This window comes from Sphaerotilus montanus (assembly GCF_013410775.1).
In the GTDB taxonomy this organism is placed as follows: Bacteria; Pseudomonadota; Gammaproteobacteria; order Burkholderiales; family Burkholderiaceae_C; genus Sphaerotilus; species Sphaerotilus montanus.
In genome coordinates this window covers 4774000-4791231 of record NZ_JACCFH010000001.1, presented here as the reverse complement: position 1 = coordinate 4791231, position 17232 = coordinate 4774000, and the positions used below count along the sequence as shown (strand labels likewise).

Here is a 17232-nt window from a genome sequence, read left to right as displayed (position 1 = left end):
CGCTCCCGAGATTCCATGACCGACATCAATGAATGGCTGGTGGTCGACGCGCTCGACCTCGACGCCCAGGGCGTGGCCCGCAATGCCGAAGGCAAGGTCGTCTTCATCGACGGCGCGCTGCCCGGCGAGAAGGTGCGGGTCCAGACCGGCCGCCGCAAGAACAACTGGGAACAGGCCGCACTGGTCGAGATCCGCCGCGAGAGTGCGCAGCGGGTCACGCCGGGATGCCCCAACTTCGGTCTGCACGCTGGGGCCTGTGGCGGCTGCAAGATGCAGCATTTCCACCCGTCCGCGCAGGTGGCCGTCAAGCAGCGCACGCTGGAAGACAACCTCTGGCACCTCGCCAAGGTCCGCCCCGAGCGCGTGATGCGCCCGATCGAGGGCCCCACCTGGGGCTACCGCTACCGGGCGCGCCTGTCGGTGCGCTACGTGGTGAAGAAGGGCGTCGTGCTGATCGGCTTCCACGAGCGCAAGTCGCGCTATGTGGCCGACATGACCGAGTGCCCCGTGCTGCCGCCGCACATCAGCGCGATGCTGGTGCCGCTGCGCACCATGATCATGTCGATGGACGCCCGCGACCGGTTGCCGCAGCTGGAGCTGGCGCTGGGCGAATCGCCGCAGGGGCTGGTCAACGCGCTGGTGGTGCGCCACATGGACCCGCTGAGCGCGGGCGACGTGCAGAAGCTGCGCGACTTCGCCGCCGAGCACAACGTCCAGTGGTGGCTGCAGCCGAAGGGGCCGGACACGGTCCACCTGCTCGACGCGGGCGGCCCGGTGCTGGCCTACACGCTGCCCGAGTTCGGCGTGACGATGCCCTTCAAGCCGACCGACTTCACGCAGGTCAACCACCAGATCAACCGCGTGCTGGTCGCGCGGGCGCTGAAGCTGCTGGACGCCCAGGCGGACGAGCGGGTGATCGACTGGTTCTGCGGCTTGGGCAACTTCACGCTGCCGATCGCCACGCAGGCGCGCGAGGTGCTCGGCATCGAGGGCAGCGAGACGCTGGTGCAGCGCTCGCGCGAGAACGCCGCGCTCAACGGGCTGTCTGCCAAGACCAGCTTCGAGGCGCGCAACCTGTTCGAGATGGGCGCGGCCGATCTGGCGGCGTATGGCTCGGCCACGCGCTGGCTGGTCGATCCGCCGCGCGAGGGCGCCTTCGCGCTCGTCAAGGCGCTGGCCGAGGTGCGCCAGAACCCTGTCGATGGCTACACGCCGCCGCAGCGCATCGTCTACGTGAGCTGCAGCCCGGCCACGCTGGCGCGGGATGCAGGACTGCTGGTGCACCAGGCCGGGTATCGCTGCGTCGCGGCGGGCGTGGTCAACATGTTCCCGCACACGGCGCATGTGGAGTCGATCGCGGTGTTCGAGCGGGTCGACGGGTGGACGCTGCCGGTGGCACCGGTGGTCGTCGAGGCCGAAGTCGCGGCGCCGGCCGAGGCGGGCGCTGACGTGGTGGTCGCCGCGGCTGAGTGATTCACGGGGCGGTGCGCACACCGCCCCTTTCTGCGCTGGTGCTGGCCAGTACGTGTGACCTTTCACACGAAACCCCACCCCCGTCATGCCCGCGCACGCGGGCACCTACGCGCCGCACCCACCTTCCCATAGACGAAAAATGCGCAGTCTGTATGCTGGTGCCCGTTACCAAGACGGCGTGACAGTGAAACCCTGCAGTGCAGGGTTTGCGTCGATTTTTAGGGGGGTGAAACCATGCAAAGCAGAGAAAAAGCTCAATGCCGACAGCAACTTGGGGGTGATTTTCGCTCTGAGTTAGGCGGCACGAGCCAAGTTAGACAGCAGGGCCGTGAGGTCTAAATTACGTTAGACCGCACAATTTCGTCCAGCGAATATAAATCAGACGACACCAATGCTCCAGCCAACACTCACTCGACGCGCTGAAGATGCACTGCAGGCACTAGACAGGGCATCTTCACTTCTCAGTCTGCTGGGCGCGCTTGATGCCGTCTACACACAGGTTGACACGCGTCTCCTTGCTATTGCAGAGGGAACCTCTCTCCAGGAGAACGCGAATTCGGCCCACTCACAGATGGCCTCATTGCCGAGGATTACCAAGGAAATTAGCGCTCGGAACCTATTCCGGGAAATCGAGTCGCTGGAACTGCGGCTCTCATCGGCACTCGCCGAGGGACTAGATGAGCCAAAGTACATTCTTGAGCCGATCGGTACGCTCGACGAGTTCGCTGATGCGTACAACAACTATGTAGTCCATCAAGCAGGTGTCAATGCGTTGCCACTACTCTTGGTCGCACGTCGCCTAAAGCAGACTCTGGCAAACCTGCGCAGCTTTCTCACGCACATCAGCGCGAACGCCTCGGGGCTGTCCAGTGCTGGAGAAGATGAAGCCGTATTCTCCATGATTCTACTAAACGTCACGGACTTGCAGGACTTTGCGAAAAAACTAGGCGCACTAAGCGAACTTTATGCAGAGATTTGCTACGTACTTGGGGTTTCGGTTGCATCACATCCGCTACGGATTGGCAAGATCGAGTCGGGAAGCTTGTGGACGCGGCTCTTTGGGGACACCAGAGCTGTTGGGCTGATGCTCACGCTAGTTGAGTCATCTGTGAGGTACTTTCATCGAAACTACACGACCGAAGGCAAGATTGCCGCCATCCCGAAGAGGATCGAGTCGCTAGACGCCATTCTTCAATTCTCAAGCCGGCTCAAGGAAAGTGGCGTAGATGTGACCACTCTCAACGAGAGCTTGGCGAAGAACGCGGCGAGCATCGCCGATAGCTTGAATGAGCTCGTCTCCAATCAACCAGTGGTAGAACTGAACGGCCAAGTTCTCTCCGTCCATGCAGATATTGAGAAGCGCCTCCTTCAGTTCGTGAGTACACCCAAGCTAACCTACGATTCAGCTGGTGCGGTCGGGACGCCGGACACACCTTCGACTGAGTAGCAGTGCGGTCTCTCCAGAAACTCCTTCCGAGTGATTGATTTTCCATGAGTTTTTCAGGCGACCTTGGCAACTGGTTCGACGGGCACGAACATCAAGCCGAGTCGCCGAGCGCCACAACTCCAGTTTGACCCCATGCCCCGCCACAAAATCCTCCTCGCCGCACTCACCATCCTGCTGGGCACTTCTAGAAACCGGCCCTGCAGCCCTGAACCTGGTCTGAGCCTGCACAAATCCAGCTCAGACGAGCAGTGGATGACGGCTGCCAGCCGCTGTCCCCGCCGTCGCGGTACCCCGCGACGGGGTTTTTCCCCTCACGCGGGCTGTGCGGACGCACCTGCGCTCTTGACCAGCCACACCAGCCTGCGCGCGTTGTAGGCCGCGCACTGCAGCGTGATCGCCAGCGCATTGCGCGCCAGCGTCATCGCCCGCACGCACTTGCCGCCCTGCTGGCTCAGCGCCGCAAAGACGTGCTCGACCCGTGCCCGCGTGCGGTTGATCGTCTTGTTGCGCTGCTTGAGCCGAACCTTGGCCGTCTGCCCAGGCTTGGCGCGACGTGCGATGCCGTCGGCCAGTCGTATCCGTCCGGCCAAGTCACATTGAATGGTGAGGGCCGTGCGAGGATGCTTGTGTCCACGAACAAATGCGTGGACACATGGACACTTCTCAAATCGGAACCCAAGACGTTGCTGCAGCGGCCAAGCGACGCTGGCGGCGGCATTCTCCGGAATTCAAGGCGCGAGTGATCGAGCTGGCGCGGCAGCCTGGCGCATCGGTGGCGGCCGTAGCGCTGGCCAACGGCCTGAACGCCAACATGCTGCGCCGCTGGGTCCATGAAGCGGCGGCCGGCGGTGGCGCCTCGAAGGCCACAGCCACCAGCGTTGCGCCGGCGTTGGCGGGCTTCGTGCAGTTGCCGATGCGCGAAGCCGAGCATCACGCCGTGCTCGATGCCCAGCCGGTGCCGCCGACGGTACCCCGGCCCCCCGACATCACGGTGGAGATCCACCGCGGGGGCACCACGGTGAACGCCAGGCTGCCCATGGATGAGCGCAGCGCCGCGTGGCTGCGCGAGGTGCTGGGATGATCCGCGTCGATGCGGTGTGGCTGGCCGTGCAACCCCTGGACATGCGCCTGGGCACTGAAGCCGCGCTGGCCCGTGTGGTCGGCGTCTTCGGCGCCGCACACCCGAACCATGCCTACCTCTTCGCCAACCGGCGCGCCAACCGCATGAAGGTGCTGGTACACGATGGCATCGGGGTGTGGCTGGCGGCCCGGCGGCTGAACGCCGGCAAGTTCGTCTGGCCTGCCGACGCCGCGAGTACGCTGCAACTGACGCGTCCGCAGCTCGATGCCCTGGTGCTGGGTCTGCCTTGGCAGCGCCTGGGCGATGCGGGAATCATCCGCGTGATCTGAGCGGTTGCTGGCGTCATCGGCAATTGCCGAATGTGCCGATGCGCGAGGCACTCGGGCGCGGCAAGATGGCCGCCCATGATCAGCGCACAGCAACTGGACGCACTGGACCCGCCCACGCGGCAGGCGATGCTGTCGCTGTTGTCCGAACTGAAGGCCGAACTCAGCGCCAAGGACGCCCTGATCGCGCAACGCGACCGCGAAGCCGCCTTCAAGCAGGCGCTGATCGACAAGCTCACGCACGAGATGGCGGTGCTCAAGCGGCTGAAGTTCGCCGCCACCAGCGAGCGCTTCGCCAGCACCCTGGCGCCCGAGCAGAAGAGCCTGCTGGAGGAGACGCTGGACACCGACCTGGCCGAACTCGAACGGGAGATCGAGCGCGAGCAAGGCCTGGGTGACGACAAGGCCAAGGACAAGACCGGGAAGAAGACCCCCAAGCGCACCCCTCTGCCACCGCACCTGCCGCGCCACGACGTGCCGCACGAGCCGGCCGACACCCACTGTGGCTGCGGCCAGCCGATGCAGCGCTTCGGCGAGGACGTGGCCGAACGGCTGGACTACCAGCCCGGCGTGTTCAGCGTGGAGCGCCATGTGCGCGGCAAGTGGGCGTGCCGCTGCTGCGAGAAGATCGTGCAGGCGCCAGTGCCGGCCCACGTCATCGACAAGGGCATCCCCACGGCCGGTCTGCTGGCACACCTGCTGGTGGCCAAGTTCATGGACCATCTCCCGCTGTACCGGCAAGAGCACATCTTCGAGCGCGCCGGCCACCTGATCTCGCGCTCGACCCTGGCGCAGTGGATCGGCGAGTGCGGCGCGCAACTGCAGCCGCTGGTGCAGGCACTGGCCGACGAACTGCGCCGCCATGTCGTGCTGCACGCTGACGAGACGCCGGTGGCGATGCTCAAGCCGGCGCACCTGCGCGACGGCAAGACCCATCGTGCCTACATCTGGTCGTACTGCACCACGAGCGCGAACCCGACCAAGGCGGTGGTGTTCGAGTTCAGCGAGGGCCGCGGCGGCGAGAACGTGCGCGCATTCCTCCAGCTCGATACCCCGCAGGCCTGGCAGGGCACGCTGGTCACCGACGGCTTCAGCGGCTACACCGCCTGCTTCGACAAAGGAGTGACCTCGGCGCAATGCATGGCGCACGCCCGCAGGAAGTTCAACGACCTGTGGGCCAACCACCGCAGCCAGGTGGGCCGCAAGGCGTTGCGCTACTACCAGTGCCTGTTCAGGATCGAGCGCGAGATCGAAGCCCTGCCCAGCGGCGAGCGGCGACGCATCCGGCAACGCAAGTCACGCCGGGTGTTGGCCCTTTTCCACCGCTGGCTGCTGGCGCAGCGGCAACTGGTGCCGCCCGGTTCGGCCACGATGAAGGCCATCGACTACAGCCTCAAGCGCTGGAAGGAACTCACCCGCTTCGTCGAGGACGGCGACGTGCCGATCTCGAACAACTGGGTGGAGAACCACATCCGGCCGATTGCCATCGGCAGGTCGAACTGGTTGTTCGCCGGCAGCCTGCGGGCGGGCAAGCGGGCCGCGGCCATCATGAGCCTGCTGCACTCGGCGCGCATCAACGGGCATGAGCCCTATGCGTACTTCAAGGATGTGCTCGAACGGCTGCCAACGCATCCGGCCAGCCGGATCCGGGAGTTGCTGCCGCATCGCTGGTCGCCTGCTTCCTGAACGGGAGCATCCGCTTCGTGTTGGCTGTCAGGGATGACTTGGCCGGACGGATACGCTGCCCGACGGCACGCGCGACGTGCTGGGGCTATGGATCGAGCAGACCGAAGGGGCCAAGTTCTGGCTGAAGGTCTTCAACGACCTGAAGACGCGCGGGGTGGGCGACATCCTGATCGCCGTCACCGACGGTCTGAAGGGCATCGGAGAAGCACTGGAGGCGGTGTTCCCGCAGGCGGCGCTGCAGACCTGCATCGTGCATCTGTTGCGCAACAGCCTGAGCTTTGCCGGCTGGAAGGAGCGCAAGCTGCTGGCCGCAGCCCTGCGCCCGATCTACACGGCCGTCAGCGCCGAGGCGGCACTGGCCGAGCTGGAGGCCTTCGAGCGCGGGCCCTGGGGGCAGAAGTTCCCCATGATCGGCCCGGCCTGGCGCTGCGCCTGGGAGCGCGTCACCCCCTTCTTCGCCTACCCGCCCGCGGTCAAGCGGCTGATCTACACGACCAATGCCATCGAGAGCCTCAAGGGCACTTCTAGAAACCGGCCCTGCAGCCCTGAACCTGGTCTGAGCCTGCACAAATCCAGCTCAGACGAGCAGTGGATGACGGCTGCCAGCCGCTGTCCCCGCCGTCGCGGTACCCCGCGACGGGGTTTTTCCCCTCACGCGGGCTGTGCGGACGCACCTGCGCTCTTGACCAGCCACACCAGCCTGCGCGCGTTGTAGGCCGCGCACTGCAGCGTGATCGCCAGCGCATTGCGCGCCAGCGTCATCGCCCGCACGCACTTGCCGCCCTGCTGGCTCAGCGCCGCAAAGACGTGCTCGACCCGTGCCCGCGTGCGGTTGATCGTCTTGTTGCGCTGCTTGAGCCGAACCTTGGCCGTCTGCCCTGGCTTGGCGCGACGTGCGATGCCGTCGGCCAGTCCGTGCTGCTGCAGCGTCTGACGGTTGGCCGCGCTGTCGTAGCCCCGGTCGGCCAGCAGCCGCTTGCGCGTGTTCGCCACCTGCAGCACGTCGGGCAGTTGCTGTCCGTCGTCCGCGTTGGCCGCCGTGATCTTCATCTGGCGGATCAGCTTGTAGCGTGCGTCCACGTTGCCGTGCAGCTTGTAGCCGTAGTACGACTTGCCGTGCTTTTGCGTCCAGCGCGCGTCCCGGTCGGTGTGCGCCAGGCGCTTCTTGCTCCAGCCCTCGGGCGCCTCCCCCTTGTTCAGCGCCTCGCGCTCCCGGGCGTTGGCCTGCGTGATCGGCGCCTGCACGATGCTGGCGTCCACGATCTGCCCGCCCCTCGGGATGAAGCCGTGCCGCTGCAACTGCTGGCTCAACGCCTCGAAAATCGCCCGGCCTCCCAGCCCGCCTTCGGCCAGCCGCTGCCGGAAGTTCCACAGCGTGCGTGCGTCCGGAATGTTCAGCGCGCCGTCCAGCCGGCAGAACCGCTGGAAGCTCATCCTGTCGAGCACCTGGTGCTCGCACTGCTCGTCCGACAGGTTGTACAGCCCTTGCAGGAACACCATGCGCACCAGCGCCTCGGTCGGGTACGGCGGGCGTCCGCCCTTGCTGCGGTCTGCACGCGGGCAAGCCTTGTCCACCGCCGCGGCCATCGCTGCGAAGTCGATCAGTTCGTCCATCGCCGCCAGCGTCTGTACGTAGCCCTCCAGCTTGGCCTTGCGCTGCTGCACCACGAACAGGTCGTCCGCGGCCTCCTCAGGAAAGAAGCTCGATGGCTTGGTGCGGGGTGTGATCATGGGGCGGCATCTTGCCGCAGCGCGCGGCTCAGGTGGCGGTCAGGGTCGGTTTCTAGAAGTGCCCTGCTCGGCCTCCTGGCCTGGTCCGGCTGGCACCCGTACGACCGCGCCACGTGGCTCATGGAGGTCTTCCCGATCTTCGTCATCGCCCCGCTGCTCGTCGCCACCTACGCGCGCTTCCCGCTGACGAACCTGCTCTACGCCTGCGCCTTCCTGCACGCCGTCATCCTGATGGTCGGCGGCGCCTACACGTATGCCCGGGTGCCGCTGGGTTTCCAGATGGCCGAGGCGCTCGGGCTGCACCGCAACCCCTACGACAAGATCGGCCACTTCGCCCAGGGCTTCGTCCCCGCACTGGCCGCCCGGGAGATCCTGCTCCGCGGCGGGCACCTGCGCCCCGGCAAGATGCTCGCGTTCCTGGCCGGCTGCGTGGTCCTCGCCATCAGCGCCTCGTATGAACTCATCGAGTGGGGCGCCGCCGTCGCGCTCGGGCAGGGCGCCGACGAATTCCTCGGCACCCAGGGCGATCCCTGGGACACGCAGTCCGACATGCTGTTTGCGCTCATCGGCGCGGTGGTCGCCCTGGTGACGCTGACCCGCGCCCAGGACCGCCAGATCGAAGACCTCGACCGCGACTAGAGCGCGGCACCCGGGGATCGCCCAGCCTCAGCTCAGCGCATCCAACAGCTCCGTCTCGAACTCGATCTGGCTGCGGTTGTGCTGCAACGCCGCCCCATCGACCAGAAACGTGTCCTCGACCCGCTCGCCCAGCGTGCTGATCTTGGCGAGCTGCAGGTTGATGTCGTGTTTGGCCAGCACGCGGGCGACGCTGTAGAGCAGCCCCGAGCGGTCACTCGCCGACACCGACAGCACCCAGCGCTGCGCCCGCTCGTCCGGCCGCAACTGCACCCGCGGCGTCACCGGGAACGACTTGACCCGCCGTGACAGCCGGCCCCGGCTCGGTTGCGGCAACGCGCCATCGGCTTGCAGCGCCAGCCCCAACTGGTTCTCCACCAGCGCGATCAGGTCGCGGTAGGCCTGGTCGAAGAACGGCGTGATCACCTGGAACGTGTCCAGCGCATAGCCGGCGCGCGTGGTGTGCACCCGCGCGTCCAGGATGCTGAACTGCGCCGAATCGAAGTAGCCGCAGATGCGCGCGAACAGGTCCGGCCGGTCCGGTGAATAGACCAGCACCTGCAGCCCCTCGCCGAGCGGCGACAGCCGGGCGCTGACCAGCGGCCGGGTGACATCGACCTTGCGGTTGAGCGCGCGGGCGTGCCAGGCGATCTCGCCGCTGTCGTGGCGGGCGAAGTAGTTCAGGTCCAGCGTCTTCCAGAGCGTTTCTTCCGCGCCAGGCAGCATCGAGTGCAGGGCCAGCATCTGCCGCGCCTCCTGCTTGCGCATCTCGATCTCGGCGTCCAGCTGCGGCTTGGCCCCGCCCAGCGCCCGCAGCGTCGCGCGGTACAGGTCTTCCAGCAGCTTGCCCTTCCAGGCGTTCCACACCTTCGGGCTGGTGCCGCGGATGTCGGCCACCGTCAGCAGGTAGAGCGCGGTCAGGCGGCGCGGGTCCTTCACGGTGGCGGCGAAGGCGTCGATCACGTCGGGGTCCGACAGGTCCTCCTTCTGCGCCACACGGGACATCGTCAGGTGTTCCTTGACGATGAACTCGATCAGCCGCGTGTCTTCCTTGTCGATGCCGTGGTCGCGGCAGAAGCGCCGCACCTCGACCGCGCCCAGGTCCGAGTGGTCCCCGCCGCGGCCCTTGGCGACATCGTGGAACAGCGCGGCGACGTACAGCAGCCACGGCTTGTCCCAGTGCGCGGCGAGCTGCGAGCAGAAGGGGTACTCGTGCGTGTGCTCGACGATGAAGAAGCGCCGCACGTTGCGCAGCACCATCATGATGTGCTGGTCGACGGTGTAGACGTGGAACAGGTCGTGCTGCATCTGCCCGACGATGCGCCGGAACACCCACAGGTAGCGCCCGAGCACGGAGGTGTCGTTCATCAGCCGGAAGGCGTGCGTGTGGCCCTGCGACTCGCGCATGATCTCCATGAAGGTGCGGCGGTTCTCCGGGTCCTTGCGGAAATCGCCGTCCATCAGCTCGCGGGCGTTGTAGAGCGCGCGCAGCGTGCGGGCCGACAGGCCCTTGATGCCGACCGTCTGCTGGTAGACGAGGAAGGTCTGCAGGATGGCGTGCGGGTCGCGCTGGTAGAGGTCGTCGCTGGCCACTTCGAGCATGCCGCCGCGGTCGAAGAAGCGCGCATCGATCGGCCGCATCGGTGCATCCCCGAGACCGGACACCCGCTCCTCGATGCCCAGCATCAGGATCTGGTTGAGCTGCACCACGGCCTTGGCCGCCCAGTAGTAGCGGCGCATCAGCGCTTCGCTGGCGCGGCGCTCGGGCGTCGAGACGTAGCCGAAGCTCTCGGCCACGGCGGTCTGCAGGTCGAACACGAGGCGGTCCTCGCGCCGGCCGGCGATGGTGTGCAGCCGGGCGCGGATCAGCTTGAGCAGGCCCTCGTTGCGCTGCAGCTGGGTGGCCTCGAAGCGGGTGATCAGCCCCTTGGTCGCCAGCTCGCGCCACGAGCGGCCCAGGTCAGCACCCAACGCGATCCAGCGCACCACCTGCAGGTCGCGCAGGCCGCCAGGGCTTTCCTTGCAGTTCGGCTCCAGCGAGAAGGGCGTGTTCTCGTACTTGACGTGGCGCTGCTGCATCTCCAGCGACTTGGCGCGCAGGAAGGCCGCCGGGTCGAGCACGTCGTGGGTCCAGCGCCGGAACTGGTCGAACAGGCGCCGTGCGCCACAGAGAAAGCGGGCTTCCAGCAGCGCTGTCTGGACGGTCACGTCGGCCTGCGCCTCGGACACGCACTCCTCGACCGTGCGCACGCTGGAGCCGATTTCCAGGCCGATGTCCCAGCAGGCGGTGATGAAGGCCTCGATGCCGGCGCGGCGCGGGTCGTCCGTGCCCTGCGCGCAGGGCTCTGCCAGCTCCTCGGGCAGCAGCAGCAGGACATCGACGTCCGAATACGGAAACAGCTCGCCCCGGCCGTAGCCGCCGACCGCCAGCAGCGCAGCACCCCGTGGCAGGTCCGACTGGTGCCACAGATGGCCCAGCACACCATCGACATGCTGGGTGAGCTGCCGCACCAGCCGGTCCGCGTTCGGGACGGTGGCCTTGCCTGCACGGAACTGCGTGATCAGGGCCTGCTTGCCTTCGCGCAGCAGTCGGCGCAGTTCAGGCAGTGGCAGGTCGGGCTGGGCGTGGCGGCGGTCGGCGTCGGCGCCGGTGGTGTCAGACATCGGCATCGTTCTCGGCAGAGCGGGGCGGGCAGGGGTTCAGCAGGACGTGGTCGTGACGAACGCGGGCAGCGGCGGGCTGCCCGCCGACAGGGTCATGACCTCGAAGCCGGTCTCGGTGACGACGAGCGTGTGTTCCCACTGCGCCGACAGCGAGCGGTCCTTGGTGACGATGGTCCAGCCGTCGCCGGCTTCCTTCAGCTCGCGGCGGCCGGCATTCACCATCGGCTCGATGGTGAACACCATGCCGGGCACCAGCACGTCCAGCGTGCCGGGGCGGCCGTAGTGCAGGATCTGCGGCTCCTCGTGGAACTTCTGGCCGATGCCGTGGCCGCAGAACTCGCGCACCACCGACAGGCCCTGCTTCTCGATGAAGGTCTGGATGGCGTGGCCGATGTCGCCCAGGCGCGCGCCCGGCTTGACCTTCAGGATGCCGTGCCACATCGCCTCGTAGGTCAGGTGGCACAGCCGCTTCGCCGCGATCGAGCCTTCGCCGACGATGAACATGCGGCTGGTGTCGCCGTGCCAGCCGTCCTTGATGACGGTGATGTCGAGGTTGACGATGTCGCCGTTCTTCAGCGCCTTGTCGCTCGGGATGCCGTGGCAGATCACGTGGTTGACCGAGGTGCAGATCGACTTCGGGTAGGGCGTGTAGCCGGGCGGCTGGTAGTTCAGCGGCGCAGGGATCGCTTGCTGCACGTTCACGATGTGGTCGTGGGCGATGCGGTCCAGTTCGTTGGTGGTCACACCCGCCTTGACGTGCGGCGTGAGGATGTCCAGGACTTCGGAGGCGAGTCGGCAGGCGACGCGCATGGCGGCGATGTCCGCGGCGGTTTTGATCGTGATCGACATGGGGCAGGATTATCGCACCGGGGGTGGGCTAAGCTTGCGCATGGACAAGATCGACACCCTCGTCATCGGCGCCGGCGTGGTCGGGCTGGCCGCCGCCCGGGCCCTGGCGCAGACCGGCCGCGACGTGGTCATCCTCGAAGCGGCCGACGCCTTCGGCACCGTCACCAGCGCACGCAACAGCGAGGTGGTCCACGCCGGCCTCTACTACCCGACCGGCTCGCGCAAGGCGCAGCTCTGCGTGCAGGGCCGGGAACAGCTGTATGCCTACTGCGCCGAGCGCGGCATCGCCCACCGGCGCTGCGGCAAGCTCATCGTCGCCACCAGCGCGGCGCAGCTGGACAAGCTCGACGCGCTCCACGCCCAGGCCCGCGCCAACGGCGTCCACGACCTGCAGCGCCTCACCGCCGACGAGGCCCGCGCGATGGAGCCGGCGCTGGCCTGCGTGGCGGCGCTGTGGTCGCCCTCGACCGGCATCGTCGACAGCCACGGCCTGATGCTGGCGCTGCTGGGTGATGCGGAGGCGGCGGGTGCGTCGCTGGCGCTGTGTTCGCCGGTGACAGGCGGCGCGGTCACGGCGGAGGGCCTCGTGCTCGATGTCGGTGGCGCGCAGCCGATGCAGATCCTCGCCCGCGAGGTGGTCAATGCCGCGGGCCTGAGCGCCCCGGCGATCGCGCGCAGCCTGCGCGGCTGGCCGGCGACCCCCGAAGCGGTGGCGCAGCAGCCCACACCCTATTTCTGCAAGGGCAATTACTTCGCCTGCAGCGGCCGGCCGGCGTTCTCGCGGCTGGTCTATCCGATTCCGGAAGCCGCGGGGCTGGGCGTGCACGTGACGCTCGACCTGGGCGGCCAGATGCGCTTCGGCCCGGACGTGGAGTGGCTCGACATCACCGACGCGGCGCAGATCGACTACGCCGTGGCGCCCGAGCGCGTGCAGGGCATGGCCGAGGCGATCCGCCGCTACTGGCCAGGCCTGCCGGACGGCGCGCTGCAGCCCAGCTATTCGGGCGTGCGGCCCAAGCTGGGCGGGCCGGACGCGGCCGCGGCGGACTTCCGCATCGACGGGCCGGCGGTGCACGGCGTGCCGGGGCTGGTGCAGCTGCTGGGCATCGAATCGCCGGGCCTGACCTCGTGTCTGGCCATCGCGGACGAGGTGGTGCGGGCGCTGTCCTGAGGCCTCGCCTAAAATCGCACGCTTTCCAGCCCTTCGGGACTCACCGCGTGTCTTCATCCTCCAAGCACCTCCAGCATTTCGAGGGCGGCAACGCCCTTTCCGCCTTCCGCGCCCAGGCGCTGCTGCCCCGGCTGCAGGCCGTCAGCGCCCGCATCGTCGATGTCACGGCGCGCCATGTGCACTGGGTCTGGAGCGACGCGGCGCTGGAGCGCGCGGACCTCGACCAGCTCTCGGCGCTGCTGACCTACGGCGACGCCTACACCGCCCGGCCGGAAGGTGAGCTGATCGTCGTGATGCCGCGGCTGGGCACGCTGTCGCCGTGGGCCTCGAAGGCCACCGACATCGCCCACAACTGCGGCGCCACGCTGCACCGCGTCGAGCGGGTCACCGAGTACCGGCTGGTGCTGAAGTCCGGCCTGCTGGACACCTTCAAGGGTGGTGCCAAGCCGCTGACGGCGGACGAGCTGCAGGCCTGCGCGCTGGTGTTGCACGACCGCATGACCGAGTCGGCCGCCTTCGAACGTGATGCCGCCCGCCACCTGTTCGACGAGCAGCCGGCCGAGCCGCTGGCGCATGTCGACGTGCTGGGGCAGGGCCGCGCGGCGCTGGTCGTGGCGAACAAGGAGTTCGGGCTGGCGCTGTCCGAGGACGAGGTCGACTACCTGGTGAACGCCTTCACCGGCCTGGGCCGCAACCCGAGCGACGTCGAGCTGATGATGTTCGCGCAGGCGAATTCCGAGCACTGCCGCCACAAGATCTTCAACGCCGACTTCACCATCGACGGCGAGCGCCAGCCGATGAGCATGTTCGGCATGATCCGCAACACCGAAAAGGTGTCGCCGCAGTCCACCGTGGTCGCCTACAGCGACAACGCGTCGGTGATGCAGGGCGGCGTGATCGAGCGCTGGACGCCGCAGGGCTACACCAATGCGCCGCAGTACGCCGCCCGCGAAGAGCTGGTGCATGTGCTGATGAAGGTCGAGACGCACAACCACCCGACGGCGATTTCCCCGTTCCCGGGTGCTGCGACCGGCGCGGGCGGCGAGATCCGCGACGAAGGCGCGACCGGCCGTGGCTCGAAGCCCAAGGCGGGCCTGACCGGCTTCAGCGTGTCGAACCTGAACCTGCCCGGCACCAATGAGCCGTGGGAAAACGACCCCATCGGCAAGCCGGCGCACATCGCCAGCCCGCTGCAGATCATGACCGAGGGCCCCCTCGGCGGCGCCGCGTTCAACAACGAGTTCGGCCGGCCGAATCTGGCGGGCTACTTCCGCGTGTTCGAGCAGGACGTGGCGGGTGTCAAGCGCGGCTACCACAAGCCGATCATGATCGCCGGTGGCCTGGGCACCATCGCCGACAGCCAGACGCACAAGCTGCCGTTCGGCGCCGGCACGCTGCTGATCCAGCTCGGCGGCCCGGGCATGCGCATCGGCATGGGCGGCGGCGCCGCGTCGTCGATGGCGGCGGGCACCAACACCGCCTCGCTCGACTTCGACTCGGTCCAGCGCGGCAACCCCGAGATCCAGCGCCGCGCGCAGGAGGTCATCAGCCACTGCTACGCGCTGGGTGCGAGCAACCCGATCGTGGCGATCCACGACGTGGGCGCGGGTGGCATCAGCAATGCCTTCCCCGAACTGGTGGACGGCGCGGGCAAGGGCGCGACCTTCGACATCCGCAAGGTGCCGCTGGAAGAGACCGGCCTGGCGCCGAAGGAAATCTGGTGCAACGAGAGCCAGGAGCGCTACGTCATGGCGGTGACGCCGGAGGCGCTGCCGCTGTTCGACGAGATGTGCCGCCGCGAGCGCGCGCCGTATGCGGTGGTCGGCATCGCCACCGATGACCGCGAGCTGGTCCTCGAAGACGGTCCGAATGGCGAGCGCCCGATCGACATGCCGATGGACGTGCTGCTCGGCAAGCCGCCGAAGGTCCACCGCGATGTCACGCGCGTCGAGCGGACCGAGGCGCCGCTGAACCTGACCGGCGTGCAGCTCGACGAGGTGGCGTTCAGCGTGCTGCGCCACCCGACGGTGGCCTCCAAGCGCTTCCTGATCACCATCGGCGACCGCACCGTGGGCGGCATGAGCCACCGCGACCAGATGGTCGGGCCGTGGCAGGTGCCGGTGGCCGACTGCGCCGTGACGCTGGCCGACTACAGCGGCTTCCGCGGCGAGGCGATGGCGATGGGCGAGCGCACGCCGCTGGCCGCGCTGGACGCGCCCGCGTCGGGTCGCATGGCGGTGGCCGAGGCCATCACCAACCTGCTGGCCGCGCCGTTCGAGCTGTCGCGCGTCAAGCTGTCGGCCAACTGGATGGCGGCGTGCGGCGAGCCGGGCGAGGACGCCGCGCTGTACGAGACGGTCAAGGCGGTCGGGATGGAACTCTGCCCGGCGCTGGGCGTGGGCATCCCGGTTGGCAAGGATTCGCTGTCGATGCGCACCAAGTGGAGTGACGACGGGCAGTCGAAGCAGGTCGTGGCACCCGTGTCGCTGATCGTCACCGCGTTCGTGACGCTGGACGACGTGCGCGGCACGCTGACGCCGCAACTGAAGACCGACACGCCCGCCGGCCTCGACACCTCGCTGATCCTGATCGACCTCGGCAACGGCCAGAACCGCATGGGCGGCTCGATGCTGGCGCAGGTGATCGGCCAGTTCGGCCATGAAGTGCCGGACGTGGACGATCCGGCGCAGCTCAAGGCGCTGGTCACGGCCATCAACCAGTTGCGCGCCGAGGGCAAGCTGCTGGCCTACCATGACCGCAGCGACGGTGGTCTGTGGGCGGCAGCGTGCGAGATGGCGTTTGCCGGCCATGTCGGCGTGAGCCTGAACGTGGACATGCTGGTCACCGAAGGCGACGGCATCACGGACAGCCGCGCCGACACCGGCGACTCGAAGAACTGGGCCACCCAGGTGGGCGAGCGCCGCAACGAGCTGACGCTGAAGGCGCTGTTCAACGAGGAACTCGGCGCTGTGATCCAGGTGCCGACCAGCGTGCGCAACGAGGTGATGCAGACGCTGCGTGCGCACGGCCTGAGCAAGCACAGCCACGTCATCGGCAAGACCAATGACCGGGCGGCCGTCGAGGTCTGGCGCGACGCGAAGACGGTGTTCACCGCGCCGCTGCAGAAGCTGCAACAAGCGTGGGACGACGTGAGCTGGCGCATCGCCGCGCAGCGCGACAACCCGGCCTGCGCCGACAGCGAGCACGCCGCGGTGGGCGCGCCGGACGACACCGGGCTGCATGTCGCGCTGAGCTTCGATCCGCTGCAGGACGTGGCCGCGCCGTTCATCAACATCACGCGGCCGAAGGTGGCGATCCTGCGCGAGCAGGGCGTGAACTCGCACGTCGAGATGTCCTACGCGATGGCCAAGGCCGGCTTCGACACCTTCGACGTCCACATGACCGACCTGCAGCGCGGTCGTGCCCGGCTGGACCAGTTCCAGGGCTTCATCGCCTGCGGCGGTTTCAGCTATGGCGACACGCTGGGCGCAGGCGAGGGCTGGGCGCGCTCGGTGCTGTTCAACCCGGCGCTGGCTGAGCAGTTCGCGGCCTTCTTCGGCCGTCCGGACACCTTCGCGCTGGGCGTGTGCAATGGCTGCCAGATGATGGCGGCGCTGTCACCGATCATCCCTGGCGCGCAGGACTGGCCGAAGTTCACCCGCAACAAGAGCGAGCAGTTCGAGGCCCGGCTGAGCCTGGTCGAGGTGCTGGAGAGCCCGTCGATCTTCTTCCAGGGCATGGCCGGCAGCCGCCTGCCGATCGCGGTGGCGCATGGCGAGGGCTTCGCCGACTTCTCGCAGCGCGGTGATGCCGCCAAGGTGCACCGGGCGATGCGCTTCGTGGACCACGAAGGGCGTGCGACCGAGGCTTATCCGCTCAACCCGAACGGCAGCCCGGATGGCCTGACCTCGGTGACGACGGCAGACGGCCGCTTCACGGTGCTGATGCCGCATCCGGAGCGCGTGTTCCGCAATGTGCAGATGAGCTGGACGGCGGGCGCCGTGTCGGAGCAGAGCCCGTGGCTGCGCATGTTCGGCAACGCCCGGAAGTGGGTCGGCTGAACGGAAGAGACGTTGAGGGAGGTGTCCGGGAGGGCATTTCCTGGCAAGCGCATGTGTGGGGAAAGCGCTTGCCGGCTCTGGAAAATGCAACGGCACCGGGATCGGTG

Annotated in this window: 12 protein-coding genes and 1 pseudogene; 9 read left to right on the top strand and 4 right to left on the bottom strand. The window is 67.7% G+C overall.

Annotated features, from left to right (window positions below; translation table 11 throughout):
- The first annotated feature begins 15 nt into the window (after positions 1-15).
- Complete coding sequence (gene rlmD, locus BDD16_RS21890; protein ID WP_179635884.1) at positions 16-1473, top strand: 23S rRNA (uracil(1939)-C(5))-methyltransferase RlmD; 1458 nt, start codon at positions 16-18, stop codon at positions 1471-1473.
- Positions 1474-1864: 391 nt separating this feature from the next.
- Positions 1865-2920: a hypothetical protein gene (locus BDD16_RS21885; RefSeq protein ID WP_179635883.1), complete on the top strand. Its 1056-nt coding sequence runs from the start codon at positions 1865-1867 to the stop codon at positions 2918-2920.
- Between the two features lie 311 nt (positions 2921-3231).
- On the opposite strand, the gene BDD16_RS21880 is transcribed toward BDD16_RS21885, so the two are convergent.
- Entirely contained in the window at positions 3232-3510 is a 279-nt protein-coding gene (locus tag BDD16_RS21880; protein ID WP_246332638.1) for a transposase, read from the bottom strand.
- A 62-nt stretch (positions 3511-3572) separates the two neighbouring features.
- Here BDD16_RS21880 and BDD16_RS21875 point away from each other — a divergent pair, with 62 nt between their 5' ends.
- The 4 genes and pseudogenes from BDD16_RS21875 to BDD16_RS21860 form a co-directional block, all read left to right on the top strand.
- Complete coding sequence (locus BDD16_RS21875) at positions 3573-4001, top strand: transposase (protein WP_179634565.1); 429 nt, start codon at positions 3573-3575, stop codon at positions 3999-4001.
- Entirely contained in the window at positions 3998-4330 is a 333-nt protein-coding gene (tnpB, locus tag BDD16_RS21870) for an IS66 family insertion sequence element accessory protein TnpB (RefSeq protein ID WP_179634566.1), read from the top strand. Before BDD16_RS21875 ends, tnpB begins: the two co-directional genes overlap by 4 nt.
- 75 nt (positions 4331-4405) lie before the next feature.
- Positions 4406-6013, top strand: a complete 1608-nt coding sequence (gene tnpC, locus BDD16_RS21865; RefSeq protein WP_179634567.1) for an IS66 family transposase — start codon at positions 4406-4408, stop codon at positions 6011-6013.
- A gap of 55 nt (positions 6014-6068) precedes the next feature.
- Positions 6069-6542 (top strand): annotated as a pseudogene (locus tag BDD16_RS21860) (IS256 family transposase); the annotation flags it as partial.
- Positions 6543-6664: 122 nt separating this feature from the next.
- On the opposite strand, the gene BDD16_RS21855 reads toward BDD16_RS21860, so the two are convergent.
- Entirely contained in the window at positions 6665-7744 is a 1080-nt protein-coding gene (locus BDD16_RS21855; RefSeq protein WP_179635254.1) for an IS5 family transposase, read from the bottom strand.
- 63 nt (positions 7745-7807) lie between these two features.
- Between BDD16_RS21855 and BDD16_RS21850 the strand changes: the two genes are divergently transcribed.
- Positions 7808-8383, top strand: a complete 576-nt coding sequence (locus BDD16_RS21850; protein ID WP_246332858.1) for a DUF2238 domain-containing protein — start codon at positions 7808-7810, stop codon at positions 8381-8383.
- 27 nt (positions 8384-8410) lie between these two features.
- Here the strand turns inward: BDD16_RS21850 and BDD16_RS21845 are convergent, their stop codons facing one another.
- Positions 8411-11044, bottom strand: a complete 2634-nt coding sequence (locus BDD16_RS21845) for a [protein-PII] uridylyltransferase (RefSeq protein WP_179635881.1) — start codon at positions 11042-11044, stop codon at positions 8411-8413.
- Positions 11045-11080: 36 nt separating this feature from the next.
- Positions 11081-11893: a type I methionyl aminopeptidase gene (gene map, locus BDD16_RS21840; protein WP_179635880.1), complete on the bottom strand. Its 813-nt coding sequence runs from the start codon at positions 11891-11893 to the stop codon at positions 11081-11083.
- Between the two features lie 40 nt (positions 11894-11933).
- Here map and BDD16_RS21835 point away from each other — a divergent pair, with 40 nt between their 5' ends.
- Both BDD16_RS21835 and purL read left to right on the top strand, forming a co-directional pair.
- Positions 11934-13064 carry an NAD(P)/FAD-dependent oxidoreductase gene (locus BDD16_RS21835; RefSeq protein ID WP_179635879.1) on the top strand — a complete coding sequence of 377 codons (1131 nt, stop codon included), beginning with the start codon at positions 11934-11936 and terminating at the stop codon, positions 13062-13064.
- A 47-nt stretch (positions 13065-13111) separates the two neighbouring features.
- Positions 13112-17125: a phosphoribosylformylglycinamidine synthase gene (gene purL, locus BDD16_RS21830; RefSeq protein WP_179635878.1), complete on the top strand. Its 4014-nt coding sequence runs from the start codon at positions 13112-13114 to the stop codon at positions 17123-17125.
- The last annotated feature ends 107 nt before the right edge of the window (positions 17126-17232 follow it).